22 protein-coding genes and 2 pseudogenes are annotated in these 24,713 nt (G+C 71.1%); 19 read left to right on the top strand and 5 right to left on the bottom strand.

Annotated elements, in window-relative coordinates:
- Positions 1–197: 197 nt before the first annotated feature.
- Both O7634_RS10445 and O7634_RS10440 read left to right on the top strand, forming a co-directional pair.
- Positions 198–1,443: pseudogene (locus O7634_RS10445) on the top strand (IS701 family transposase).
- Between the two features lie 798 nt (positions 1,444–2,241).
- Entirely contained in the window at positions 2,242–2,760 is a 519-nt protein-coding gene (locus O7634_RS10440) for a DinB family protein (protein WP_278149928.1), read from the top strand.
- A gap of 95 nt (positions 2,761–2,855) precedes the next feature.
- Here the strand turns inward: O7634_RS10440 and O7634_RS10435 are convergent, their stop codons facing one another.
- Both O7634_RS10435 and O7634_RS10430 read right to left on the bottom strand, forming a co-directional pair.
- Positions 2,856–3,014: a hypothetical protein gene (locus O7634_RS10435; RefSeq protein ID WP_278149927.1), complete on the bottom strand. Its 159-nt coding sequence runs from the start codon at positions 3,012–3,014 to the stop codon at positions 2,856–2,858.
- A 603-nt stretch (positions 3,015–3,617) separates the two neighbouring features.
- The gene (locus O7634_RS10430) at positions 3,618–4,214 is read right to left on the bottom strand and encodes a dihydrofolate reductase family protein (protein ID WP_278149926.1); all 597 of its coding nucleotides are present in this window, start codon (positions 4,212–4,214) and stop codon (positions 3,618–3,620) included.
- Between the two features lie 211 nt (positions 4,215–4,425).
- Here O7634_RS10430 and O7634_RS10425 point away from each other — a divergent pair, with 211 nt between their 5' ends.
- The 3 genes from O7634_RS10425 (at position 4,426) to O7634_RS10415 (ending at position 9,106) form a co-directional block, all read left to right on the top strand.
- Positions 4,426–5,196, top strand: coding sequence for an IclR family transcriptional regulator (locus O7634_RS10425; protein WP_278149925.1), 771 nt, complete (start codon positions 4,426–4,428; stop codon positions 5,194–5,196).
- Positions 5,197–5,642: 446 nt separating this feature from the next.
- Positions 5,643–7,079: an extracellular solute-binding protein gene (locus O7634_RS10420; protein ID WP_278149924.1), complete on the top strand. Its 1,437-nt coding sequence runs from the start codon at positions 5,643–5,645 to the stop codon at positions 7,077–7,079.
- Positions 7,076–9,106, top strand: a complete 2,031-nt coding sequence (locus O7634_RS10415) for an ABC transporter permease subunit (RefSeq protein ID WP_278149923.1) — start codon at positions 7,076–7,078, stop codon at positions 9,104–9,106. The genes O7634_RS10420 and O7634_RS10415 overlap by 4 nt, the downstream gene beginning before the upstream one ends.
- A gap of 181 nt (positions 9,107–9,287) precedes the next feature.
- Here the strand turns inward: O7634_RS10415 and O7634_RS10410 are convergent, their stop codons facing one another.
- The gene (locus tag O7634_RS10410; protein ID WP_278149922.1) at positions 9,288–10,448 is read right to left on the bottom strand and encodes a low temperature requirement protein A; all 1,161 of its coding nucleotides are present in this window, start codon (positions 10,446–10,448) and stop codon (positions 9,288–9,290) included.
- A gap of 181 nt (positions 10,449–10,629) precedes the next feature.
- On the opposite strand from O7634_RS10410, the gene O7634_RS10405 reads away from it, so the two are divergent.
- Positions 10,630–11,094 (top strand): hypothetical protein, encoded by a 465-nt coding sequence (locus O7634_RS10405; protein ID WP_278149921.1) that lies wholly within the window; start codon positions 10,630–10,632, stop codon positions 11,092–11,094.
- Between the two features lie 28 nt (positions 11,095–11,122).
- On the opposite strand, the gene O7634_RS10400 is transcribed toward O7634_RS10405, so the two are convergent.
- Positions 11,123–13,522: a glycosyl hydrolase family 65 protein gene (locus O7634_RS10400; protein ID WP_278149920.1), complete on the bottom strand. Its 2,400-nt coding sequence runs from the start codon at positions 13,520–13,522 to the stop codon at positions 11,123–11,125.
- Between the two features lie 146 nt (positions 13,523–13,668).
- Here O7634_RS10400 and O7634_RS10395 point away from each other — a divergent pair, with 146 nt between their 5' ends.
- Complete coding sequence (locus O7634_RS10395) at positions 13,669–14,298, top strand: phosphatase PAP2 family protein (protein WP_278149919.1); 630 nt, start codon at positions 13,669–13,671, stop codon at positions 14,296–14,298.
- Between the two features lie 31 nt (positions 14,299–14,329).
- Here the strand turns inward: O7634_RS10395 and O7634_RS10390 are convergent, their stop codons facing one another.
- Positions 14,330–15,145, bottom strand: coding sequence for an A24 family peptidase (locus O7634_RS10390; RefSeq protein ID WP_278149918.1), 816 nt, complete (start codon positions 15,143–15,145; stop codon positions 14,330–14,332).
- Positions 15,146–15,618: 473 nt separating this feature from the next.
- Here O7634_RS10390 and O7634_RS10385 point away from each other — a divergent pair, with 473 nt between their 5' ends.
- The 12 genes and pseudogenes from O7634_RS10385 to O7634_RS10330 form a co-directional block, all read left to right on the top strand.
- Positions 15,619–16,188, top strand: coding sequence for a hypothetical protein (locus tag O7634_RS10385; protein WP_278149917.1), 570 nt, complete (start codon positions 15,619–15,621; stop codon positions 16,186–16,188).
- A gap of 68 nt (positions 16,189–16,256) precedes the next feature.
- Entirely contained in the window at positions 16,257–17,126 is an 870-nt protein-coding gene (locus tag O7634_RS10380) for a hypothetical protein (protein ID WP_278153932.1), read from the top strand.
- Positions 17,123–17,785, top strand: coding sequence for an SAF domain-containing protein (locus O7634_RS10375; RefSeq protein WP_278149916.1), 663 nt, complete (start codon positions 17,123–17,125; stop codon positions 17,783–17,785). The genes O7634_RS10380 and O7634_RS10375 overlap by 4 nt, the downstream gene beginning before the upstream one ends.
- A gap of 2 nt (positions 17,786–17,787) precedes the next feature.
- Positions 17,788–18,588, top strand: a complete 801-nt coding sequence (locus tag O7634_RS10370) for a ParA family protein (protein WP_278149915.1) — start codon at positions 17,788–17,790, stop codon at positions 18,586–18,588.
- The gene (locus tag O7634_RS10365; protein ID WP_278149914.1) at positions 18,578–20,119 is read left to right on the top strand and encodes an ATPase, T2SS/T4P/T4SS family; all 1,542 of its coding nucleotides are present in this window, start codon (positions 18,578–18,580) and stop codon (positions 20,117–20,119) included. Before O7634_RS10370 ends, O7634_RS10365 begins: the two co-directional genes overlap by 11 nt.
- Positions 20,120–20,123: 4 nt before the next feature.
- On the top strand, positions 20,124–21,026 hold the full coding sequence (locus O7634_RS10360; RefSeq protein ID WP_278149913.1) for a type II secretion system F family protein: 903 nt from the start codon (positions 20,124–20,126) through the stop codon (positions 21,024–21,026).
- A complete protein-coding gene (locus tag O7634_RS10355) occupies positions 21,023–21,889 on the top strand; it encodes a type II secretion system F family protein (protein ID WP_278149912.1) in 867 nt (288 codons plus the stop codon). The genes O7634_RS10360 and O7634_RS10355 overlap by 4 nt, the downstream gene beginning before the upstream one ends.
- Positions 21,890–21,914: 25 nt before the next feature.
- A complete protein-coding gene (locus O7634_RS10350; protein WP_278149910.1) occupies positions 21,915–22,118 on the top strand; it encodes a hypothetical protein in 204 nt (67 codons plus the stop codon).
- A 5-nt stretch (positions 22,119–22,123) separates the two neighbouring features.
- A complete protein-coding gene (locus tag O7634_RS10345) occupies positions 22,124–22,567 on the top strand; it encodes a TadE family protein (protein WP_278149909.1) in 444 nt (147 codons plus the stop codon).
- Positions 22,564–23,031, top strand: coding sequence for a TadE/TadG family type IV pilus assembly protein (locus O7634_RS10340; protein WP_278149908.1), 468 nt, complete (start codon positions 22,564–22,566; stop codon positions 23,029–23,031). Before O7634_RS10345 ends, O7634_RS10340 begins: the two co-directional genes overlap by 4 nt.
- Positions 23,028–23,477: a pilus assembly protein TadG-related protein gene (locus O7634_RS10335; protein ID WP_278149907.1), complete on the top strand. Its 450-nt coding sequence runs from the start codon at positions 23,028–23,030 to the stop codon at positions 23,475–23,477. The genes O7634_RS10340 and O7634_RS10335 overlap by 4 nt, the downstream gene beginning before the upstream one ends.
- 14 nt (positions 23,478–23,491) lie before the next feature.
- A pseudogene (locus O7634_RS10330) lies at positions 23,492–24,436 on the top strand (LysM domain-containing protein); the annotation flags it as partial.
- Between the last annotated feature and the right edge of the window lie 277 nt (positions 24,437–24,713).

Below are 24,713 nucleotides of genomic sequence, written 5' to 3'. Positions count from 1 at the left end.
CCCAACTCAGGATCTCGCGGTCTCTTTAATACTCCAGCCGGGGATGTTGACTTTGGCTGAGCTGCGGTTCGATGCGGTGAGGGAACGAGGGCAGCCACCGCTGATCATGGGCGGTTGTGTGGACTGACCATGACGCAGCGGTGGTTGCCGGATATAGGGTAGACGCCCAGTAGTGGCGGGTGTTGTTCGATGAGCTGATGTTGACGGTCGGGCAGCGTTTCCGCAGGCCGGAACCGCGTCGGCGGGTCCGGGACTTCGTTCGAGGGTTGTTGGCCCCGCTGCTGCGGAAGAACTGCTGAACCATTGCCGAGCAGGCTGGGGATGCTGGCCCGGACGGGATGCAGGAGCTGCTGACCCGGATGGTGTGGGACGACGCCGAGGTTCGTGCCGATGTCCGGCAGTTCGTCGGTGAGCACCTCGGGGATGTCGAGGCGGTGCTGGTCATCGACGAGACGGGGGATCTGAAGAAGGACCGGCACACCGTCGGTGTGCAGCGGCAGTACTCGGGCACGGCCGGGAAGATCGAGAACTGCCAGCTCGCCGTGCACCTGGTCTATGCCACCGATGCTGCTCACGCAATGCTCGACAGGGCCCTCTACCCTGCCGAAGTCGTGGTGCGACGATCCCGATCGCCGGGCCGAGGCCGGTATCCCTGAGCAGGTGCGTTTCGCGACCAAACCGCAGCTGGCGGCCCGCATGATCGCCGCCGCGGTCACCGCTGAGCTGCCGTGCCGGTGGGCGACCGGCGACGAGGCCTACGGCAACGATCCCCACCTGGCCGCCCGGCTGCGTCAGCTGCGACTGGGCTATGTCCTGGCCGTGGCCTGCTCACATCAGGTGATCACCGGCCTCGACGTCTACCGCGTCGACGCCCTCGCCGCCGAGCTTCCCGCCACCGCCTGGCAGCGGATGTCCTCCGGCCGGGGCGCGAAAGGCCACCGCTACTACGACTGGTCCTTCATCGCCCTGCCCCACGCCACCGACGCCCACGGCGGGCACCACTGGCTGCTGATCCGCCGCAGCCACCGCACCGGTGAATTGGCCTTCTATCGCTGCTGGTCACCGCAGGTCGTCGCGCTGGGCACTCTCGTCGCGGTCGCCGGCCGACGCTGGAAAATCGAGGAATCATTCCAGGCCGCGAAGACCGGCCTCGGCCTCGACCAGCACCAACACCGCCGCTGGGCCTCCTGGCACCGCTGGACCACCCTGGCGATCCTCGCCCACGCGTTCCTCGCCGCCGCGACCGCCGACCACGGCAACGACAACCAGCCGGTCGAGCTGATCCCGCTAACCGTCAACGAGCTACGCCACCTGTTCCACATCCTGATCATCGAACCCACCCGCCGACGCTGCGACCCGCTGCTCTGGTCCATCCGCAGACGCCGCCACCAAGCCAGAGCCATGACCAGCCACTACGCCCGACAAGCCCTCATCGAGCCGTGATCACGATCCCCGGCTGGAGTACTAGCAGCCCTCTACATACACACTCACCGACGATGCGACCGACGAGTTCAATCTGCTTGAGGCGGAGTTCGAGGCGGCTGGCAGCGAGATCGAGACGGTCGCGCGTGAAGCAATCGGAGAGGAATTCTGGTTCGTCGCGACGAGCTACGGGTTCACCGACGCCGACAGTGAGCGACTGATCGCCAATCGGGAATGGTGAGCCGACCAGGCAGAACAGGCAGCTGACCCAGGCGCTTGCAGCTCACCAGATGGATCGCCGACGCCGGACCGCGTCGGCTCGTGGGTGCTCTACGGGTGCTCGGACGACGCCGCATCAATCGGATTCGCTACGCCGTCCCCGGATTCGGGCCCTCGTTGGACGGCCACCGCAACATCACGACACGCAGGTTGGGCGCGGACCAGCGCGAACACGGCCGGACGACACACGCGGAGTCCGGACCGTCATCACCGCACGGCACTTAGCGCGCTTTTGTCCGCTCCTGGGCACTTTTAATCCATAGGTTCAGGGTTCGAGTCCCTGGCGGCCCACTCCTCCGCAGGTCAGCGGCTCTGTGTCGGGTCGCGCGAACCGCGATCTCGGCCCGTGCAGCAGCGGGTACAGCATCGGCCGGGTGTGTGGCAACTCAGCAAGGACGACGTCGAGATCATCACCTGCCGAATCCACGACGGCGACCGGTAGCGGACCGGGGCGGCGCTGGGGTCGCTGGCGCGGCGATGTCGCCTCCGGTGGGCCGTTCGGGGCAACCTCGATGCCCCGGTTCGGTCTAGAGTCGGCCCGTGCGTGAGTCGACAATCAGCGAACTGGACCGGTTGCAGCACTTTCTCGATCAGCAGCGGGCCGCCGTGTTGGCGATCATCGACGGCTTGGACGAGTCCCAGCTGCGTACGCCGGTGTTTCCGTCGGGGTGGACGCCCATCGGTCTGATCCAGCACCTCGCCGGCGCGGAAGCCCACTGGTTCCAACGCGTCACCCTCGGCACCGAACCACAGGTGACCTGGGACGACGACATCGACGACCCGCCGTACGACCCGACGGCGCCGTTCACCACCGAACACTCGACCGCCGCGGTGATCGACCATTATCGGGGTCAGTGTGAGATCTCGAACCAGGTCCTGCGCTCGGTCGACCTGGACGCGTCCCTGCTCGGCGCACCCGGGCGCGACTGGCCGGGCGAGCCGATCACCGACCTTCGCTGGGTGGCCATGCACATAATCGAGGAGACCGCCCGCCACGCCGGCCACCTCGATGCCGCTCGAGAACTCCTCGACGGCGCCACCGGTCGCGGCCCTCGCTGAACTACGGCTGGCGATCGAAGCAGACGCACCGCAGGAATCGAGCTGTCGCCCGTGCGGCCGGGTTCCGGGTCGGCAGGAATACCGGCGGGGTGGCCTCAATCATCTCCGGTGGGCGACTTCGGTTCGGTCATCGTGTGCAGAAGCGTGGCGAGGCCGAGAGCGCCGAAGAATCCATCCTGGACTGAACTGGCGATGCCGAGAGCGGCTCCGGCAACCGCGCTCACTGTCAAGATCGATAAGGTGCGCCACTTCAATGATTCCCTCCTTCGCGGCATGCCAGAGAAGCGTGGCGGGCGACGCGAGTGCGCCCGACCACTTATGAACACTTGAGCCCAGGCCGACAGGCCTGGTCAGCGCCGCTCCGAGTGATGCCAGCCGTCGAAATTAGCCGTAACGCCCTACGATGCGGTGGTGCTTGTCGGGCGCCGCTGCCAGGTCTGCGAAACTCCACTTCCGCAGGCCAGCAGGAGGGACAGAAAATACTGTTCCGACAACTGCCGGCAGCGTAGGCACTACCGAGACCGTCGATCGGTCGACGCGGCTGCCAGCATGGGCAGAATTCAGCTGTACAGCCTGACCTACACATTGGCCAGTCGCCTGCGAGAGCCGATCTCGCCCGCCGATCTCGCGCTCGCGATCAGGCGAGAGTTCAGAGTGCCGTTTCAGATCGCGTGGTTGCCGAAGTTGTGCGCCCGACTGGGGTGTGGGAGACCAGTGGATCCGGGCGCGCGCAGCGATCGGGCCTTCTGTTCGGATGCCTGCCGGCAACGTGCTTACCGCCGCGCCCGGCGAGGCCCACCCCGAGACTGAGTCGGCGTCGGTCACGCCGCCGGTGGGGGCGCTCGCCCGGACCTGTCTCAGTCGTTCGCGCGGACGTAGGTGAGGAAGATCGCTCCGCTGTCCAGCACCGTGTGGTCGGTCAGGCGCCAGGTACGCGGTGCGAAGACGGCCTCGCTGCCGAACAGCGGAATGCCGGCGCCGATGGTCAGCGGCGCGAGCTTGACGATCAGTTGATCGATCTCGGGGTAGAGGGCACCGGCCAGGTTGCCACCGCCGATGACCCAGATGTCCTTGCCGTCGTGCCGCTTCAGCTCGCGTACCGTGGCGATCGGGTCCGCGGCCAGGACCTCGACGGCCGGGTCCGGGCTGCCGCCCAGCGTGCGGGAGAACACGAGGTGGCGCAGGTGCGGGTAGGCGTCTGTCACGCCGGCCTTCAGGCCCACCTCGTAGGAGTGGCGTCCCTCCAGGACGGTGTCGAACCGGCTGCCCTCGTCGGTGATGCCGAAGGCCTGCCTGGCTGGCCCCGGCAGCGTCTCCGGATACTCGGCGACGAGGTGACCCAGATAGTCCTCCGGAATCGGCCAGAAGCCGTCCGGGCCGGTGGGGTCCGCGCCGTCCGGGCCGGCGACGAAGCCGTCCAGGGTGACGGCGATGTAGTACACGAGCTTGCGCACCAGACCTCCCTTACCAACGCGCCGGATGCTGTCGCGCTCCGACATGATCATTCTGATCGGCGATGCCAGGGACGACAACCACGGCGGATCGGCGGTGTTCGCGCGACGGCGGGTCCGGAACCTGGCGGCGAAAGCTGACGCGGTTATCCTCTTCAGGTGCTGGTCCGTGGAGATCGTTGATCCGGCCTGGCACTGCGAAGGGACTATCGACATGCCCCGTGTGGTTCCGGCGGTCATCCGCGCGCTCGACGTCCTCGAACTGTTCCTGGACCATCCTCAACTCTCGGCCCGCCAGGTGATGGAGCGGCTCGACCTGCCCCGCACCACGGTTCACGAACTGCTCGTCACGCTCGAGGCCCGGTCATACCTGATCTCCGTCCCGGGACAGCCGGTGCAGTACCGGCTCGGCATGCCGCTGTTCCAACTCGGCACCGCGTTCGCCGGCCGGCTCGATCTGGTCCGCGAGTCGCAGTGCGTGGCCCGGGACATGGCCGCCGCGTGCAACGAGGCGGTGCACGTGGCGGTGCTCGACGGCGCCGACGTGATCTACCTGGTCAAGTTTGACAGCACGCACCCCGTCCGGATGGTCTCCGGGGTCGGCCGGCGCCTGCCGGCGCACTGCACGGCGGTCGGCAAGATTCTGCTGTCCGGCCTCGACCGGGCCAGCCTGGACGCCATTCTGGCGAACGGTGCGCTGCCGGGCATGACGTCGGAGAGCATCACCGATCCGGACCGCCTACGGGCACATCTCGACAGTGTCCGGACGGAGGGCGTCGCGGTCGACGTCGGCGAGTCTGACACCGCCATGCGCTGCGTCGCCGCGGCGATCCGCGACCACTCCGGCGCCACCATCGCGGCGATGAGCCTGTCCGCGCCCATCATCCGCTGGACCCCGCAGGTGCAGGTGAAGTGGACCGAGCTGGTCCGCGAGGGAGCGGCCGCCCTGTCGACCCGGATGGGATACCGCGCGCAACCTCGATAGCCGACCTCCCGTTTTCGGCTCGAAACATCATCGAAACATTGACATCCTTTGCATAGCTGCTCTAGCGTCGCGACCACTTGATGCGGTATCTCGAACTCAGTTCGAAATCTCGAACGGCGGTGGTCCCGTGGCTCGACGGAACTGGCACACCAGCGCCACCATCTCGGCCCGGTCGCCGATCACCTCGCGCTGCCGCGTCGATCGACGAGCCACGGCCCGACGCGTCCCGGTGCGAACGCAGGCCATTACCGACGTGACGGATCTGTAGGAAACACGCGGCATCCGATCCGGGTGCCGGACAGCGCCGGGACGACGCGTGCGAGCGGACCTCCGGGGCGTGGCGCGGCGGGGCGGGGCGGGCCCGACAGCACCGTGGCTACCCCACCAACTCAAACGACGATGACCGACGCCCTCGGGCGTGCAGCGGTGCGGAAAGAGGGAGGCGGATGTCCATGAAGGAGAGCCCGGTGTGGTCCCGGCGCGGATTCCTGGGACTGGGAGTGGGGGTACTCGGCGCGGCCGGACTGGCCGGCTGCGGGGGCGACTCCGAATCACCGACCAAGGTGCAGCCGGAGGTTCCGCAGGAGTTGATCGACGCCGCGGCGGCGTCGAAGGGCTCCTCGATGGGGATGCTGTCGCAGAAGCTGTACTCGACGGCGGCCAACGACGCCCTCGACAGCTCGATCAAGAAGTTCGCCGACACCACCGGCACGAAGATCGAGAACAGCCTGGTGCAGGCCGACGCCGGTGACGTGGTGGCCAAGATCCACGCCGAGGTGCAGGGTGGCGTGGCGCGTGACATGGCGTTCATGACCGACTCGCGGTTCGTCGCGCAGTTCCAGGGGCTCGGTGACCTGGAGGATGTGACGGACGTCGTCCAGGCGCTGACGGCCAAGTACGGCGAGCCCTGCGCCGAGGCGAAGAACTACTGCGTCTTCGACGGCAGGTGGTACGCGATCCCGTACCACTTCATCGGTATCGGCTCGTTCCTGCGCAAGGACTGGATGCAGGACAAGGGCATCACCCCGAAGGACGGCTACACCTGGGAGGAGTTGCGGGACCTCTGCCTGGAGATCTCCGACCCGGGCAAGCGACGGTTCGGCTGGGGCATGACGGTGAACCGCTCCGGCGACGGCAACGGCATGATCGAGGCGTTGATCAACTCGTACGGCGGGGCCATCGCCTCCAACGACGGCCGGAAGGTCACCTTCAACTCGCCGGAGACCGTGCAGGCGGTGACCTTCCTGGGCGACATCTACACGAACCCGAAGTACAAGCCGATGCTGCCGCCCGGGGTGGCCAGCTGGACCGACACCAGCAACAACGAGAACTGGCTCGCCGGGGTGGTCGGCTACACGCGTAACCAGTTCAGCGTCTACGCCGACTCCAGGACGAAGAAGAACCCGGTGTACCCGAACACCCACGTGTTCCCCGACTGCACCGGACCGGCGACCGACAAGTCCCTGCTGCTCGGCCAGTCCCAGGGCTTCGTCATCTTCAAGGGCGCGAAGAACCCGACGCTCGCCAAGCTCCTGGCGCAGTACCTGGTCAGCGCCCCCGCCCTGCTCGGGGTGGCGAAGGAGGCACCCGGCCTGGTGATGCCCGCCTGGGAGAAGGTCTGGGACGCCGACCCGTTCTTCACCAGCGGGGACCCGGCGTTCCCCATGCTGCGCAAGATCACCCAGATGCAGCTGCCGCTGACCACCACGAACGGCCTGTCCTTCCCGCAGAAGGCCAGCGCCGGCCAGCAGGCCGTCGGCGCGGCCTACGTGCTCACCGACATGATGCAGCAGGTCGTGCAGGGTACGGCGCCCGCGCAGGCGGTCACCGCCGCGCACGCCAAGATGGTGCAGATCTTCAACCAGCAGGGGCTGCCACAGTGAGGACGGCCCGTCCGGTGCGGGTCCCGGCGTCGGGAAAGCTCCCGACGCCGGGGTCCGGCTCACTCACCGCCACCCAGAGACGACTGGGTCGGGACTGGCGGCTGGCCACACTGTTCCTGGCCCCCATGGCCGTGCTGGTCGGCGGTCTGGTGCTGGTGCCGATCGCCCGGTCGGTCGTCACCAGCACGACCGAGCGGCACGGGCAGGACACCGTCTTCGTCGGCCTGGACAACTACCTCTCCCTCATCGGTGACGACCAGTTCCACACGGGCGTGGTGAACTCGTTCGTCTTCACCGCGTACGCCGAGATCTTCAAGGTCGTGCTGGGGCTGGCCGCAGCCCTGCTGCTGCATCATCGCCGGCGTGGGCGGGCCGTGCTGGCCGGGCTGCTCCTGCTGCCGTGGGTGGTGCCGACGGTGGTGACCGCGTTCAGTTGGCGCGCGCTCTTCGACCCGATCTTCGGCAGCGTCAACACGCTGCTCACCGCCTCGGGGATCGGACCGCTGCTGGCCAGCGCCCACCTGGTCGACAGTTGGCCGGCGGGCTGGCTGTCCGACCCGTCGCTGGCCATGCCGTCGGTGATCCTCGTCAACGTCTGGAAGGGCGTGCCGTTCTTCACGGTGTGTTTCCTCGCCGGTTTGAAGGCGATCCCGGCCGACCTGTACGAGGCGGCGACGATCGACGGCGCCTCCTCGTGGCAGCGGTTCACGCACGTGACGCTGCCCGGACTGCGCCACGTGATCACGGTGACGGTGACCCTGTCGTCGATCTGGACGTTCAACAACTTCGACCTGGTCTGGTTGCTGACCCAGGGCGGCCCGGGTGACGTGACCGCGCCGTACGTGCTCGTCGCGTACTCGAAGGCGATTCTGCAGTTGCAGTACGGCGCGGGAGCGGCGGTCACCCTCGTCATGCTGCCGATCATCGGCGGGCTGGTCTTCGTCCTGGTCCGGTTGCTGCGCCAGGACGCCGGCAGCCCGCTTCCCCGGCGCAACCGGGTGGCGCGACGGGTCGGGCAGTGGGCCGGACCGGTGCGCCGGGCGTTGCCGTGGGTCGTCGCCGCGGTCGTCACCATCCTGCTGTTCTGGGCATCGCCACAGATCTTCTGGAAGGCCGCTGTGGTCCTCGGCGTGATCCTGCTGATCGCGGCGGCGGTCGGTCAGGTGGTCTCGTTGCTGAAGTCCCGCGGCGGTCGCCGGTCTTCGTCGGTGGTGTCGGGCCTCGGGTCCGGTGTCGCGCTGGCCGGGCTGCTCCTCTTCGTGCTGGGTCCGCTCTACTGGATCGCCGTCACGGCCTTCAAGTCCGAAGGCCAGGTGGTGATGCGCGAGCACGACCTGTGGCCCACGCCGTGGACCCTTGAGCAGTTCACCGCGTTGTTCAGCAACCAGCCGTTCGGCCGCTGGTATCTGAACACGCTGCTGGTGTCCGCCGCGTCCACAGCGGTGGCGCTGGTCTGCGCCGCGCTGGCCGGCTACGCGCTGGCCCGGCTGCGCTTCCGGGGGGCACAGGGCTTCACCGTCACGGTGCTGCTCACCTACGTGATGCCGGGCGCGCTGCTGTTCATCCCGCTCTACCAGATGCTCATCGGCGCACGACTCACCGACTCGCTGTGGTCGCTGGTGCTGACGTACCCGACCTTCACGCTGCCGTTCGCCACCTGGCTGCTGGTGGGGTACTTCTCGTCGATCCCCATCGAGCTGGAGGAGGCGGCGCTCGTCGACGGCTGCAGCCGCATCCAGGCGTTCGGCCGGGTGGTGCTGCCCCTCGCCAAGCCAGGGCTCCTGGCGGTCGCGCTCTTCACGCTGACCAACGCCTGGAACGAGTTCCTCTTCGCCTTCGTGTTCATCACGAAGGACGAGTACAAGACGCTCCCGGTGGGGATGCAGTCGATGATCGCCGGAGACGTCGTCCCCCAGGGACAACTCGCCGCCGCGTCGCTGCTCGTCAGCATTCCCGTGGTCATCATGTACGCCTTCGGGCAGCGCTTCCTGACCGAGGGACTCACCGCCGGCGCGGTGAAGGGATGAGGTGGCACGTTATCGGCAGAGTGAGTCGATCAGCTCGTCGAAGGCGGGGAACTCCTCCCGCGCCGCCACGATGACCTCACCCGCCGACTGACGATGGGTCGGCGCCCAGCGCTCGGCGATCTCGATGAGCCGGGCGTCTGGGCGCGGTTGGCACCGACAGGACCCGGCACAGCCGATCCACCTACGCTCCGGTTCGGCGTCGGGAGTAGGTGATGCCGGCGTGGTCCAGGACGACCACCACGAGCACCACTGTGGTGGCGACCGCGCTGACCGCCAGCAGCGGCAGCCGCAGCAACGACGCCGCGATGGAGAGCACGAACAGGGCGGCGACCCGCGGCCAGGAGAGCCGCCGGTGGATCGCCATGGAGAACAGGATCCGCCCGACGAGGAACAGCGTCGGGCCGCTCAGGATGACGACGACAGCCGTCGTGTCGTCGGTACGCAGCGGGTGGGTGATGCTCAGCTCGGCGCCCACCGCGGTGAGAACCAATCCGGCGATCATCACCAGGTGCAGGTATCCGGTGATGACGCCGAGCCGGGACGGATCGGCGTGTTCGATGGCCCGGCCCAGCCGCTGCCCGGCGGGCGTGACGTAGAGCAGGCCGATCAGCACCGCGGTGGCGAAGACCAGCAGGAACGCGATGGTCCGCGTGAGGTGCAGGTCGGTGCCGGCGTACGAGAGACCGGCGACCAGGACCAGCTCGCCGAGCGCGATGATCATGATTTGTTGGTACCGCTCGGCGAAGTGCCCACCGGCGAGGTGCAGCTCCCTCTGCCCGCTCCGGCCCATCAGGGGCGTCGGCCAGCCGAGTCGTGGGCCGACCAGGTCGATGGCGAGGGCGAGCAGCCAGAGCGGCACCCGCCACTCCGGCAGGAACCCACCGACCAGCCACGGCACGGCGGAGACGCTGAACCAGCACAGGATCCGCAGCGTCCGGCCCTGCCGGGGATGCCCGCGCAGCGCGAAGGTGGTGACCACGCCGCGTGCGATGTGCACCGCGACGTACGCGCCGGCGAAGAGCAGACCCCGCCCGTCCAACGCCTGCGGGATCGCCACCCCGGCCAGCAGGCTGCCCAGCGCGGAACCCACCAGCAACCACCGTACGGCGGGGCTCTGCGGGTCGTACCAGTCGGCGAACCAGGTGGTCGGCACCCAGATCCACCAGACGCCGGTCAACAGCAGCGCGGTCCGCAGCGCGCCGGCCACAGTGAGGTCGTCGAGCAGGTGTTCGGCCAACTGGCTGAGCGCGAGCACGAAGGCCAGGTCGAAGAAGAGTTCGAGGAACGACGCGTTCAGCGGCGAGTCAGTTCGCCGCAGCAGCCGGTCGGCTCGGCTCGGCATCGGCGCTCCCCCCGGGTGGCACACCCGCCCCGCATCCGTCGTACCACCCGCGACCGGGCACCGAGGGCGGAAGCGGCGACTTCGAGGAACGACCCCCGGGCCCCTCCTGTCGTTGATCCGACTGCGCCCATGGTCACCGCTGACCACGGTGGGGGCACCGACTCAACGAGGAGGGACGCCGATGACCGCTCAGCGCGAGACCGTGCAGGTCGATCACGACCTGTTCCGCGCCGTGTACGACTCGCCCGCATCACTGCCCGGCCGGCACCGCTGGACCACCCCGGAGTCGGACGTCCGGCGGTTGGAGAAGCTGCTGGGCATGCCGGCGCGCAGCATCGGCGCACCGCTCTGGGTCAGCGGCGACGAGCCCGACTGCCCGAAGTGCGGCCGGCGGGTCACCTGGTACGACATCGTCTCGTCCGCGCTCTCCGGGCTGCACGACAAGAACATGATCGCCACTGTCATCCTCGGCGACCGCAAGTACGTCAACACCGAGATCCCGGCCGCCATCGCCGGCGTACGCTGCTCCGACTGTCACACCGCGATCGACGGCCTGCGCAGCTTCAAGTGCCACAACTGGGCGTACGCCTTCGAGGCGCTGGAGGCCGTCCGGGAGCGGATGGCCGGCGGTCCCGTGCCGGCCTGAGCCACGCCGGCCGGGCGGATGCGGCGGTTCAGTCGGCCGAGCGGCGGGTGGGGCGTCGCCCCGGTGGGGAGGGCGGTTCCGGGCCGGGGTCGGGCACCGGCGGCATCGGCCGGGTGACCGGATCGGCGCCGGTGAGCCGCAGCGCCGCGCCGTGGTGCCACAGCTCCACCTCGACGTCGGGCGCGGCGTCGGGCAGCTCGTAGCGGGCCTCGGCCGCTGTCAGCGTGACCCGTAGCCGGTGGCCGCGCCATCGCAGGCTGAACGCCAACCGGTCGATCCGGTCCGGCAGTCGAGGGTCGAAGGAGAGCACGCCCCGATCGTCGCGCAGCCCACCGAAGCCCTGCACCAGCGCGAGCCACGCGCCGGCCAGCGAGGCCAGGTGCAGCCCGTCGGCGGTCTTGTCGCCCAGGTCGGCCAGATCCTGGAGCACCGACTCGGCGAACAGGTCGTACGCCAGATCCAGGTGGCCGACCTCGGCGGCCAGGACGGCCTGCGGGGCGGCCGACAGCGACGAGTCGCGGACGGTGCGGGCCTGGTAGTAGGCCAGGTTGCGGGCCTTCTCGTCGGCGGTGAACTCGCCGGGGCAGAGCTGCATGGCCAGCACCAGGTCGGCCTGCTTGACCACCTGCTTGCGGTACAACTCCAAATACGGGAAGTGCAGCAGCAGCGGATAGTCCTCGTCGGTGGTGTTCGCGAAGTCCCACTCGGGCTGCCGGGTGAACCCGGCGGCCTGCTCGTGCACCCGCCGCTCGCTGTCGTACGGGATGGCCATCGCGTCGGCGGCGGCCCGCCAGCGGGCCGGCTCGCCCCTGTCGACTCCGAGACGGTCGGCCAGGTCGGGGTGGCGCTCGGCGGCATCCGCGGCGCCCCGCAGGTTGCGCCTGGCCATCAGGTTCGTGAAGACGTTGTCGTCGACCAGCGCGGCGTACTCGTCCGGGCCGGTCACACCGTACAGGTGGAAGGTGCCGTCGGCGGAGAAGTGACCGAACCCGTGCCAGAGCCGCGCGGTCTGCACCAGCAGCTCCAGCCCCGCCTCGGCGAGGAAACGCTGGTCGTCGGTGACCGCCAGGTAGCGCAGCACCGCGTCGGCGATGTCGGCGTTGACGTGCAGCGCTGCGGTGCCCGCCGGCCAGTAACCGGAGCTCTCCCGGCCGCCGATGGTGCGCCACGGGAAGGTCGCACCCGTCAACCGCAGCTCGGCGGCGCGCTCGCGCGCCTCCGGCAGGTGGGCGTGCCGCCAGGTCAGCGCCGAACGGGCCACCGCCGGGGCCAGGTAGGTGAGCACCGGCAGGACGTAGCTCTCGGTGTCCCAGAGGACGTGCCCGTCGTAGCCGTTGCCGGTCAACCCCTTGGCCGAGATGGTCCGGTCGGAGTCCGGGCGACCGGCCTGGATCAGGTGGAACATCGCGAACCGGACAGCCTGCTGGAGCTCCGGATCGCCGTCGAGCCGCACGTCGGCGACCTGCCAGGCCGCGTCCAGGGCGGCTCGCTGGTCCTCGCCGAGCGCGTCGAAGCCGTCCGCGCGGGCCGCGTCGGCCTCGGCGGCGACGAGGGCGGCCAACTCGTCGGCGGGCGTCCCGTCGACCGGCGCCCACTCGTAGGCGGCGAACTTCGTCAGCCGCAGCCGCTCCCCCGGGCCCAGCCGGCCGGCGACTGTCAGCCGTACCCGGTCCGGACTGCTGTCACCCGTGACGGCCACCGTGCCCGGTCCGTCCACCAGGTGACTGACCGCGACCGCGACGCGCTGGCCGCTGCGCTCGGTGCGGTGCGCCAGCACCCCGTCCAGGCCGGACGCCCGGTGCAGCTCGCCGGTCAGCGGATCGGTGGGCACCGAGGCGGCGCGGGGGTCGTCCGAGCGCTCCGGCACCTTCTCGTTCGCCAGCAGATCCGAGCACACCCGCAGCTCGACGGCGGCGTCCAACGGCTCGACCTCGTACCGGACGGCGGCCACCGGGCGACGCGGCAACGACACCAGCCGGGTGCTGCGGACGCGGACACCCCGACCGGCCGGTGAGATCCACTCGGTCTCCCGGCGCAGCACTCCGGCGCGCAGGTCGAGCACCCGGTCGTGGCGGCGCAGCGTGCCGGTCCGGATGTCCAGCGGCTCGTCGTCGACCCAGAGCCGGATCAGCGCCGCGTTCGGTGCGCTGATGACGGTGTCGCTGGCTAGCGGGAACGCGTACCCCTCCTCGGGGTAGCTCAGTTCGCGCCGCTCGTGGAAGCCGTTGAGGTAACTGCCCGGCATCCCGCACGGGGCGCCCTCGTCGAGGACACCGCGCCAGCCGACCCACCCGTTACCCAAGGCGAAGATCGACTCGGTCTCCCCGAGCCGGTCCGCGTCGTCCGCCGTACGCCGGATCCGCCAGGTCTCGTCGTCCCCGACGCCGTCGACCGGCGACTGCCGATCGGTGGCCGAACTGCTGTGCACGAAGCCTCCCGCGGATGCCGACGTCCCGGGCCAGCCAAGCAGAGCCGGCTGTGCGGTTCCTGAGGGACGGATGTGGGCGTTTCCCGTTACCCGTTCCCCAGGTGTATGCAAGGTGAACAGGGTATGAACGAGAGGTGAGGTGATGCATGGTCGACACCGAGAGCATTGATGTTCCGGAGATCAGCGCGGAGTGGTACCGCGACGTCGTCGACGCCGCCGCCCGCAGCCCCGAGCCGGTGCGGTGGTTCGTCGGGCACGCCACCGAGGGCGTGATCCTGCTGCTCGGCGCGCTGCTACTGCTGGCCGCGCTGAGTCGCTGGTCCGGCGGCCCGCACGGCCGGGCCCTCGCGTTGATCGCGCCGCTGCCGGCGGTGCTGGCGTACGCGGGCAGCGAGTGGTTCAAGACGGTGGTGGACGAGGAGCGCCCCTGCCGGACCATCGGCCGGGCGATCATCGCGGATGTCTGTCCACCCACCGGCGACTGGTCGTTCCCCAGCAACCACGCCACCATCGCCGGTGCGCTCGCGGTCACCACGCTGCTGCTCTCCCGCCGGATCGGCCTTGTCGCACTGCCGCTCGCCGCGCTCGGCGCCTTCTCCCGGGTCTTCGTCGGCGTGCACTACCCGCACGACGTGATCGCGGGCGTGCTCTTCGGCGCCCTGGTCGCCGTGGTGGCGACCCCGTTGCTGACCCGCCCGGCCACTGAGGTGCTCCGCCGCCGCGCCGAGCGGGCCGACGACCCGGTCGCCAAACTGGCCAGCCGCTCCCGCCCCTGACGCCGAGCCGCGCCGGACGGCGCGCGCACGGTCAGGTGATCAGCAGGAGAGCGCCGGTGGTGCCGACGAGCAGGAACGGGCCGAGCGGCAGGTGGGTGCTCCAGGAGGCGCGGCGGGTGCTCAGCAGACCCAGACTGACCAGGGCGGACAACCCGAACGCGAGCAGCATCCCGAGCAGCAGCACCGGCCAGCCGTGCCAGCCGAGCAGCGCCCCCACGCCGAGCGCCAGCTTGGCGTCGCCCAGTCCGAAACCCCGGCGACCGAGCAGCAGCGTGGTGGCGGCGAAGAACGACGCCAGTCCCGCACCGGCGAGCACGGCCCGCAACCAGTGCTCCGGTTCGGCGTCGAGAGCGGCCACGCCGAGCAGCAACCACGTTCCGGCCGCCGCCGGCACCGTGAGCCGATCCGGCAACCGGTGCACGGCCAGGTCGACGAAGACCGCCGGAATCGTCCAGCCCAGCCACCAGGCCAGCGCCGGCAGCGTCCCGCCCCACGGGCCACCCAGCGCCAGCAGCGTCACCGCCGCGAGCACCGCCACCTCGACGGTTCCCGGCGGCGGCCCGACCCGGGCACGGCAGCGCGGGCACCGGGCCGTCGGACCCAGCGCCGGCCAGGGCCGGGTCAGGCTGACCGGCGCGCCGCAGGCAGCGCAGCCGGTCCGGTCGGGCAGACCCGGGGGTACGGCGTAGCGCGCGGCCGCCATCCGGATGAGCGGACTGACCGCGAGGACCGCCAACACCCGACCCGGCACCGTCGCCGGGCTCCGTTCGGATGGGTTGCCCCGGCCGGGCACCGCCGCTGGAGGGTCGGTCAGCGCCATGTCATCCCCGTACGGACGCTCCGCCACCCGGTGAAACTGAACACGGATCGTGACGGGACGATCGCTCGGGTGTGGCGGATGGTGCGGAAAGAGACCCGCCCGCCGAACTGTCGGCCGGCCCGTCTCGCCGGCTCGGCGCCGGCCACGTGGCCGACCGATACCGCTCCGGCACGTCGATGCCCCACCATTCGCGACTTTTTGCACGGCCGTTGGTCGGCACGCACCGCGCACACCCGTCACCACCACCTGACATCACGCAGAGTGTTCAAATGAATTGCCTCTGTTGCATCGGCTGACGTCAGCCTATGCTCGCCCCTTGGGTGTGACGCAAGCCTCACCAACACCACCGGACGACACAGGACCTGGAATTTGTAAAAGATCCGTAACGGTGAATGCAGAAGCGCAATGAACGGCACCGGATGTGCTGATCCGGGCGCGCTTCCGCATGCCCGCCGGCGGTGCACCGGCATCGCCACGGGCGACCCCGAGGAGGCTCGACGGTGCGCGGACGGCAGCTCAGACGAGCGGCAATCTGCCTGCTGGCGGTCGTGGCGGCAGTGCCGGTCACCGGATGCGCCAGCGGACGGGAGGCGACGGTCGAACGGCCGACGACAGCCCGCGACAACGCACAACTGACCGATCCCGACGCCGCACGGCGAGCTGCCGAAAAAGCGGCGCTGGACGCGTACTCCGGTTATCTGGCGGCCTCTCGTGCGGCCGGCGTACGCAGTGATCCGCGGGCACCGGAACTGTCCCGGTTCCTGGCTGATCCACTTCTCACCCGGGTCCAGCTGTCCATTCGTGACGCCAAGGAGCACGGTGCCATGCGTACCGGGACACTGAAGTCCGACCCGACCGTGACCGCCGTCAGTCTGGACGTGAAGCCGGCCACAGTGGAGATCCAGGACTGCCTGGACACCACCGGCTACCGGCTGGTCTACGCCAAGGACAAGCGCCCGGTTCCCGGCAGTGGCGGCGGCAGGCACCTCTCCACCGCCACCGCGACCCGATATCCCGACGGTCGCTGGCTCATCAACGCCGGCACGACGCACCGGGACCAGCCGTGCTGACCCGGGTCGGTGAGCGTGCTCCGGCGCGTACCCGGAGAGGGCTCGCCGCAATCGGCGTCGCGCTCCTCCTGGTGATCGGCGCGGGCGTGCCGGCCGCCGCCGGTCGGCGCGCCGACCCGGGGGCCGGCTGCCCGCCCGACCAGCCCGACTGCAGCGTGTGGGACGACGAGCCGGGCACCCCGGGTGGCGGCGGCGACAACGGCGGTGGTGGGGACGACGGGGAGAGCGGCGGCGGCGGTGGTAGCAGCGTCTGTCAGTGGAACGGGCGGACCATCCCCTGCTACGACGACCTGCTGGGGTGGTTCAACAGAGGCGACGGCTGCTACTACAAGACGACCGAGGGGCCGGTCGAGCCGCCCGCGGGTCAGCAGTGGTATCTCCAGACGTGCAACGGCGGCGACGTGGGGGCCCAGGACACCGTGCTGTTGGACGGGCCGCCGCCCGGCTTCGGCGCTCCGCCCGACCCGGAGGAGCTGGCCCGCCGCGCGCTCGCGTCGATCAAGTTGCTGCCGGCCCCGCTGGGCGTCGCGCCCCGCAAGCGCGTCGGCCCCGGCCTGGTCGGCCTGCCCGTGTGGATGTGGTCCGAACAGAGCACCGCGTACTTCGGTCCGATCGGCGCCCGCGCGTCTGATCGGGGGGTGACCGTCGAGATCACCGCGCTGGTCGACCGGATCGTCTGGGACATGGGCAACGGAGACACGGTGACCTGTGACGACGCCGGCACCGAGTACAAGTCGCGAGGTGAGCGGGCGGGCAGAACCTCCCCCGACTGCGGTTACGACAAGGGCTACCAGAAGGCCGGCACCTACCGGGTCACCGCGACCACGCACTGGACGGTGACCTGGCGCGGCGGTGGCGAGAGCGGAGAAATCCTGGTGACCCGCAACAGCGGCGTCGTGCCGATCCAGATCAACGAACTCCAGGTGGTGACCCGATGAGCCTCGCGACGCGTAACGGGACCGGGTCGGTGGACGCGCCGGTCAGCCCGCCCACGGTGATCCGGCAACGTCGGGTCCGCCCCGGGCTGCTCGGCCTCGCCGTGCTGCTGATCGCCCTGGGCGGGCTGGGCGCCGCCTTCGCCGTCACCTCGGTACGGGCCACCGGCAGCTATCTCGCGGTGGCCCGGCCGGTGGAGGTGGGCCGGGAGATCAGCGCCGCCGACCTGGTCAGCGTGCAGGTCGCCGGGGGTCAGGGGCTACGGCCGGTGCCCGCCGGTCGACTCGACGAGGTGGTCGGCAAACGGGCCGCTGTCGCGCTGGTCCCGGGCACGCTGCTCACCCTCGGGCAGGTCACCGACGACCCGCTGCTCGGCCCCGGCCAGCAGCAGATCGCGCTCGGTCTGAAGACCGCCCAGGTCCCGGCCCGCCAGCTCCACCCCGGGGACAAGGTCCTGCTGGTCAGCACGCCCGACAACGACGCCGACGGAGAGTCCGCCACCGCCGCGGGCACCCGCTTCTCGGCCACCGTGATCGACATGGTCAGCCCGGGCAACGACGACAAGGTCCTGTACCTGGCGCTGCTCACCCGCGACGTGCCCGCCGTGGTGGCGCTCGCCGCGCAGGAACGACTCGCCGTCGTGCTGACCGAGGCGGCCTGAGCATGGCGATCATCGCGCTGCTGTCCGCGAAGGGTTCACCCGGCGTCACCACGTCGGCGCTGGCCTGCGCGCTGGCCTGGCACCGCCGACTGGTGCTCGCCGAGTGCGACCCGGCCGGCGGCTCGATCCTCGCCGGCTACCTGGGTGGCCAACTCGACGGCCCCCGCGGCATCGGCGAGCTGGCCGTCGGGGAGTTGCGCGACGGCAACCTGGAGACCGCGTTCTGGTCGCAGCTCGTCGACCTGGACGCGCCCCGGCGGGAACGGCTGCTGCTACCCGGGCTCGTCGATCCCGCCCAGGGCGGCAGCGTCACCCCGCTGTGGCAGCGCTTCGCGGACTACTTCGACGCGCTGGACCGGGGCACACCGGGCTACGACGTCCTGGTCGACTGCGGTCGGCTCCACGTCAACGGGCCACCATGGCCGGTGCTGCGCGCCGCGTCGGTGGTGCTGCTGGTGAGCCGGGCGCAGCTACCGGACCTGTCCGGCACCCGGGCGGCGGTCACCGCTGTCGAACGGGACTTCGCCGAGCACCGGGTGCCACCGGGCACCCTGCGACTGCTCCTGGTCGGTGACGGGCACGGACGGGCCGAGATCAGCCGCGCCCTGAAACTACCGGTGATCGCACGACTGCCGCACGATCCGCGTACCGCCGGGGTGCTGGCCCTGGGCGGGACGGTGCGCACCGGACGGCCGCTGATGCGGGCGGCGGCCGCGCTGGAGGTGCCGGTCGGGGCGCTGCTGGAGCGCCGTCGCGCCCGCCTGGCGTGGCCGGTGCAGCAGGGGGTGCCGGATGCGGTTTGAGCCGGTCTCCGCCGACCCGCGTCAACAACCACCCGGCGCGACCTCCACGACGCCGCCGCTGGCCGCTCCGAACGGCCGCCACCATCCGGCAGTGCCGATGCCGCAACCGATGCCCGCGGCCACCCCGCCGCCGGAGTCGCCGCCCCGACCGCGGATCGACTTCCAGGTGGTCCGGGAGCTGCGTCGGGAACTCACCGAACGGCTCACCCTGTGGCAGCGCGGCCGGGAGTTCACAGTCGACGAGGAGGACACCGAGCGGGCCCGGCTCGCCGTCGCCGTGGTCGCCGCGTACGCCGACGCGGTGCGCCGGGCCGGCACGCCGATGGCCGCCGGTGAGGAGCGCCTGCTGCTCGACCAGGTGACCGCCGAGCTGGTCGGGCTCGGCCGGCTACAGACCCTGCTGGTCGACGACACCATCGAGGAGGTGCACATCCTCGGCTGTGACCAGGTGCGCATCACCCGGCACGGCGGTGGCGTGGACTGGGCCGAGCCGATCGCCGACAGCGACGCCGAGCTGGTGGAGATCCTCCAGGCGGCGGCCCGGCGGGCGGGCGCCACCGAACGCTCCCTGTCCACCGTGAAGCCCACGCTCGACCTGCAACTGCCCGACGGCAGCCGGCTGGCGGCGGTGTTCCTGGTCAGCCACCGCCCGTACGCGGTGATCCGGAAGCACAACACGCTGGACGTCAGCCTCGACGACCTCGCGGGCGGTCGGGGCGACCTGGACGAGATGATCGACCCGCTGCTGCGCGACTTCCTCCGGGCGGCGATGCGCGCCGGCCTGAACATCATGGTCGCCGGGCTGGCCGGCGCGGGAAAGACCACGATCATCCGGGCGCTGATGAACGAGATCCCGCCCGACGAGCCGTACGTGCTGCTGGAGGAGAGCCGCGAGCTGCTGCCCGCCCGACGCAGGGAACGGCACCGGGCGGTGATGAGCTTCGAGGCCCGGGAGGGGCACGGCGAGCGCGGCTTCGACGGTCGCCCGGCCGGCGAGGTGACCATCGCCGACCTGATCCCGCTGTCGCTGCGGATGGGCGTGCTGCGGATCATCGTCGGCGAGGTGCGGTCCCGGGAGATCGTGCCGATGCTCCAGGCGATGACCACGAGCCGGGGCTCGATGTGCACCATCCACGCCCGTACGGCCGCCGGGGTGGGCGAACGGATCGTCGAACTCGCGCTGGCGCACGGCCGGGAGATGACAGTCGACCAGGCCCGCCGGATGGCCGGCAACGCCCTCGACCTGATCGTCTACGTCACCGTCGAGGACGAGACGGCGATCGGCGGGCGCAAACACCGGTTCGTGTCGCACGTGGAGGAGGTGATCGGGGCCGGTGAGGCGGGTCGGATCACCACCACCACCGTGTTCGGACCCGGTCCGGACGGTCGGGCCGTCCCCCGGCACCTGCCCGAGCGGGTCCGCGACCAGCTCCTACGGGTGGGGTACGACGCGCGGTTGCTGACCCGCTGGGTCGAGGCCGGCGCGGGCGCGTGGCGGCGTGCCCGGCAGACCCGACTGGCGAGGCGGTGACCTGATGCCCGTCAGCCTGGAGTTGGTCGCGGTCCTCTCCGGAGCCGCCTGTGTGGCGGGGCTGCTGCTGGCCGTCGTCGCGCTGGTCGGCACCCGTCGACCTCCAGGCCCGCGCCCGGGTGCCGGCCCGGGGCTGAGTCGACTGTGGCGCGGGCCGGGAAGCACCCCCGCCGAGCAGCGGGCCTACCAGGGGTTGCTGCTCGCCGCGCTGGTGGCTGGCGCCCTGGCCTTCCTGCTCACCGGGCTGCCGGTGGTCGGCCTGCTGGTGGCGGTGGCGGTGCCCGGCACCCCGTGGCTGTTCGGGGTCGGCAAGGCCGAGCAGCGGGCGATCGCGCGGATCGAGGCGGTCGGCGAGTGGACCCGCCGGCTCAAGGACGTCTCCGGCACCGGGCAGGGCCTCCAGCAGTCCATCGTCGGCACCATCGGCAGCGTGCCACCCGGCATCGAGGACGAGGTGCGCCTGCTCGCCGCCCGGCTACAGGCCGGCTGGATGGCCCGCTCCGCGCTGTTGGCGTTCGCCGACGAGATCGCCGACCCGGTCTGCGACCAGGTCGTCGCGGCGCTGATCCTGCACCTGTCCGACCGGGGTGAACGGCTGGGAGACGTGCTCGGCTCGATCGCCGGCGCGGCGTCCGCGGAGGTGGCCACCCGGCGGGAGATCGAGGCCAAGCGCACCCAGCCCCGGTTCGCGGTCCGCTTCCTCACCGGGATGACGTTGGCGACCCTGGCGTACGGCCTGGTCAACACCGAGTACATCAGGCCGTACGGCACACCGTTCGGCCAGCTGGTGATGGCCATCCTCGGCGCCGCCTTCATCGGCCTGCTGGCCTGGGTGCGGTCGATGAGCCAGCCGCAGCGGCCGGCCCGGTTCCTACCGACGCCCGACCCGAGCGAGGTGGTCGCGTGAACTGGCAGCTGGCCATCGCCGTCTGCGGTGGCGCCGGTGTCGGGCTCGGGGTGTTCCTGGTGATCCGGGAACTGGCGCCGGCGACCCCGGCGCTCGGGCCGGCGCTGCGCCGGCTGCACCAACCGCCCAGTGCCGGTCGGGTCACCACGCCCGCGTCCCGCCGGCTGGACTACCTGACCGGAATGTCCCGCTGGCTGCGCCCGCCGCACCGGCAGCTCGCCCTGATCGACCAGACCCCCGAGCAGTACGCGCTGTCGGTGCTGCTCTCCGCGCTCTTCGGGCTGGCCCTGCCGACACTGCTCGGGATGGCGCTGTGGGTGCTCGGCATCTCGATCCCGCTCGTCGTGCCGGTGCTCGGCAGCCTCGGGCTGGCGCTGGTCGGTGGTCTACTGGCGCACCGGGCGGTGTTGGCCAAGGCGGACGCCGCCCGCGACCAGTTCCGGCAGGCGGTCTGCACCTACCTGGACCTGGTGGCCTTGCAACTCTCCGCGGCGCACGGGCCGGTGCAGTCGCTGGAGCGCGCGGCCGCGGTCTGCCACGGCTGGGTGTTCGACAGGCTCCAGGAGTCGCTGCGGATCGCGCAGATGCAGATGCACGCGCCCTGGGACGAGTTGCGCGACCTCGCCGACAAGATCGGCATTCCGGAGTTGGGCGACGTCGGCGCGATCATGCGCTCGTCCGGCAGCGAGGGCGCCCAGGTGCACGAGACCCTGCGCAGCCGGGCCGACTCGCTGCGCGACCAGATCCGCACCGACAACCTGGCCCGCGCCGAGGCGGTGACCAGCAAGCTCGACATCCCCGGCGCGCTGCTCGTTTTCGTGCTGCTCGGGTTCGTCCTCTATCCGTTCGTCGCCCGTGTCTGACCCCGTCACCCCGAAGGAGAACGTCATGTTCATCATCAGCTACCTGCACGTCGCACTGACGACGCGCCTGGCCGAGCTGCGCCACGACGGTGAGCGCGGCGACAGCCCGGTGCCGACCGCGGTGATCATCGCCGGCCTGGTCGCCGTCGCCATGGCCGTCACCGCCCTGGCGTTGGCCAAGGCCAACAACTGGATGACCGGCATCCCGAACCACACCAACCCGAAGTAACCGGCATGGGTCGAGCCGCGTACCCGAGGTGGCGCCGGGCGGTCTCCACCGCCCGGCGTCGCGTCGCGGCCGGCGGCCGGGAGCGGGGCGCGAACCCGGTGGAGCTCGCCGTGCTGATGCCGCTGATCCTGGTGCTGCTCTTCGCCTCGATCCAGATCGCGGCGGTGTTCCTCGCCCGCTCCACGGCGCTGAACGCCGCGCAGAGCGGCGTGAACGCCGAGCGGCTGTACGACGCTCCCGACGGCGCCGGAGCGCAGAGCGCCACCCGCTTCCTGCGGGCCGCCGGCGGATGGCTGGTGGGCTGGGACCGGACCGGCCCGACCTGCGAGGCCACCGCAACCGACGTGACCTGCACTGTCACCGGCCGTTCCCTGTCCGTGGTGCCGGGCGTGGAGTTCGCGATCCGGCAGACCGCGCACGGGACCGTGGAACGGGTGACGGAACCGTGAGCCGTACCGCCGAGCGCGGCTCGGTCTCCATCGAGGTGGCGGTGCTCGCGCCCGCCTTCATAGCCCTGATGGTGCTCGCCGGCATGGTCGGGCGCACCGCGGTGGCGGCCGAGGCGCTGGACGCCGCCGCCCACGACGCGGCCCGCGCCGCCTCGATCTCCCGGGACGCGGGCACCGCCAAGCGGGAGGCGGAGGAGGCCGCCGAGCAGCAGTTGGACTGGCGCGGGCTGTCCTGCGCCGACGGCCTGAACCTGACGTTCGCTGGCACGGTGGGCAGCACGAGGACCGACATCGACGCCGCCTTCGCCAGCGAGGTCGGCACGGACGCCACGGTGACCGTGACGATCACCTGCCGGGTGTCCTTCCGGGACATCACCCTCGGCGTCCTGCCCGGGATGCCCGTCGAGAGGCGGGTCACGTCGCATTTCACCTCGCCGCTGGACCGCTACCGGAGCCGACAATGACCGCCGCCGGGCCACCCGCCGGGCAGCCGCCCGCCGGCGAGCACGGGCGGGTGAGCATCTTCCTGGCGGTGACGATGATCGGCGTACTGGCCATCGTCGGCCTCTCCTTCGACGGCGCCGGGCAACTCCGCACCCTGCAACGCGCCGACAACCTGGCCGCCGAGGCCGCCCGCGCCGGCGGCCAGGCCATCGACCGGGCCACCGCCATCGAGGGCGGGGCGAAGCGGATCCACCAGCCGAGCGCCGTCGTGGCGGTGAACACCTACCTGGCCACCGCCGGCACCTCCGGACACACGGTGAGCTTCCCGGTGATCGACGGGGAGACCCTGATCCGGGTCCGGGTCACGATCACCTACCAGCGCACCATGCTCGGGCTTTTCGTTCAGGAGAAGACGGTCACCGTCACCGGCGAGGCGACCGCGCGAGCAATCACCGCAGGACCGTAGGAAGGGAGGCAGCCATGCCTGTATCGGGTGGGTCCGTGATGCGGCGGACCGGCCGGGTCCTCACCGGCATCGGCGCACTGGCCACACTCGTCGTGCTGCTGGTCGGCGCGCCGATCGCGCTGCTGGCCTTCGCCGGCAATCCCCTGCCCGACCACCTTCCCACGATCGACGCGGTGGGCACCGCGCTGACCAGCCGGGACGACGGGCAACTGTTCCTACGGGCGTTGGCGGTGGCCGGTTGGTTCGGCTGGGCCACCTTCGCCTTCTCCGTACTCGTCGAGCTGGGCGCGCAGATCCTGCGCCGGCCGGCACCGAAACTGCCCGGCATGGGCCGCCAGCAGAAGGCCGCCGCCGCGCTCGTCGGCTCGGTCGTGCTGATCCTCGCCGCCAGCCCGGCCGCCGCCAGCGCGGCTGCGGTCTACGGCGCACCGGCGTACGCGAGCCCGGCCGCACCGGCCGCCACCGCCGTCGCCGCGCCGACCCGGGCGAGCGCGCCGCCGGACACGGCCGCGCCGGTGTACCGGGTCGCGCGGGGCGACTACCTGGGCGAGGTGGCCGAACGGTATCTGGACGAGTTCGGCGACTACCGGCAGTTGGCCAAGCTCAACAAGCTCGACGACCCGGACCGGATCCGCCCCGGCCAACTGCTCCGCCTACCGGACGAGGCGGCCGACCAGGGTGCCCGCCAGCACGCCACCGGCCGGCTGGTCGACCGGCCCGCCGCGCCGAAGCCGCCCCGGCCGGCGCCCGAGCGCGCCGCCCCGCCGCGGGTGGACCCGGCACCATCCAGCGGTACGGAGTCACCGGGCCAACCACCGGCGATGACCGTCGGCGCGGCGCGGGCCGGTGCGGTCGAGCGAGTGAACCGGCCGCTGGCGGTCTCCGCCGTACTGGCCGTGGCGAGCATCGTCGGCGCCCAGATCGGCGCGGTCCTGGGGCTGCGTCGTCGGCCCGCCACCGCCGGGGTGACTCCCCGACTGGCCGCCTCGTCCCGCAAGCCGCACGGCGGCACGGCCCGGAGCGGCACGGCCCGGAGCGACAGCGGCATCCGGCAGACCGGCGGTAAGGCGACCGGCAGCGGTGCCGCGTGGGCCGCCAGCCGGGCAGCCGCAGCCATCGAGGCTCCGGCGTCGGGGAGCGGCGGCACGGCTGCGGCCGGCGGGATGGCCTCTCCCGGCGGTGCGGCGGCGCCCGGTGACCTGTCGAGCTGGGGCGAGCACGGGCTCGACTCGGTGC

The sequence above is a fragment of the Micromonospora sp. WMMD1120 genome (assembly GCF_029626235.1).
Lineage (GTDB): Bacteria > Actinomycetota > Actinomycetes > Mycobacteriales > Micromonosporaceae > Micromonospora.
This window is presented reverse-complemented; position numbering and strand designations above follow the sequence as displayed.

Coding starts and splice junctions, on each gene's coding strand:
- O7634_RS10425 (WP_278149925.1), top strand. CDS start 4,426: ATGCCCCGTGTGGTTCCGGCGGTCATCCGCGCGCTCGACGTCCTCGAA.
- O7634_RS10420 (WP_278149924.1), top strand. CDS start 5,643: ATGTCCATGAAGGAGAGCCCGGTGTGGTCCCGGCGCGGATTCCTGGGA.
- O7634_RS10410 (WP_278149922.1), bottom strand. CDS start 10,448: ATGCCGAGCCGAGCCGACCGGCTGCTGCGGCGAACTGACTCGCCGCTG.
- O7634_RS10405 (WP_278149921.1), top strand. CDS start 10,630: ATGACCGCTCAGCGCGAGACCGTGCAGGTCGATCACGACCTGTTCCGC.
- O7634_RS10395 (WP_278149919.1), top strand. CDS start 13,669: ATGGTCGACACCGAGAGCATTGATGTTCCGGAGATCAGCGCGGAGTGG.
- O7634_RS10375 (WP_278149916.1), top strand. CDS start 17,123: ATGAGCCTCGCGACGCGTAACGGGACCGGGTCGGTGGACGCGCCGGTC.
- O7634_RS10370 (WP_278149915.1), top strand. CDS start 17,788: ATGGCGATCATCGCGCTGCTGTCCGCGAAGGGTTCACCCGGCGTCACC.
- O7634_RS10365 (WP_278149914.1), top strand. CDS start 18,578: ATGCGGTTTGAGCCGGTCTCCGCCGACCCGCGTCAACAACCACCCGGC.
- O7634_RS10360 (WP_278149913.1), top strand. CDS start 20,124: ATGCCCGTCAGCCTGGAGTTGGTCGCGGTCCTCTCCGGAGCCGCCTGT.
- O7634_RS10350 (WP_278149910.1), top strand. CDS start 21,915: ATGTTCATCATCAGCTACCTGCACGTCGCACTGACGACGCGCCTGGCC.
- O7634_RS10345 (WP_278149909.1), top strand. CDS start 22,124: ATGGGTCGAGCCGCGTACCCGAGGTGGCGCCGGGCGGTCTCCACCGCC.
- O7634_RS10335 (WP_278149907.1), top strand. CDS start 23,028: ATGACCGCCGCCGGGCCACCCGCCGGGCAGCCGCCCGCCGGCGAGCAC.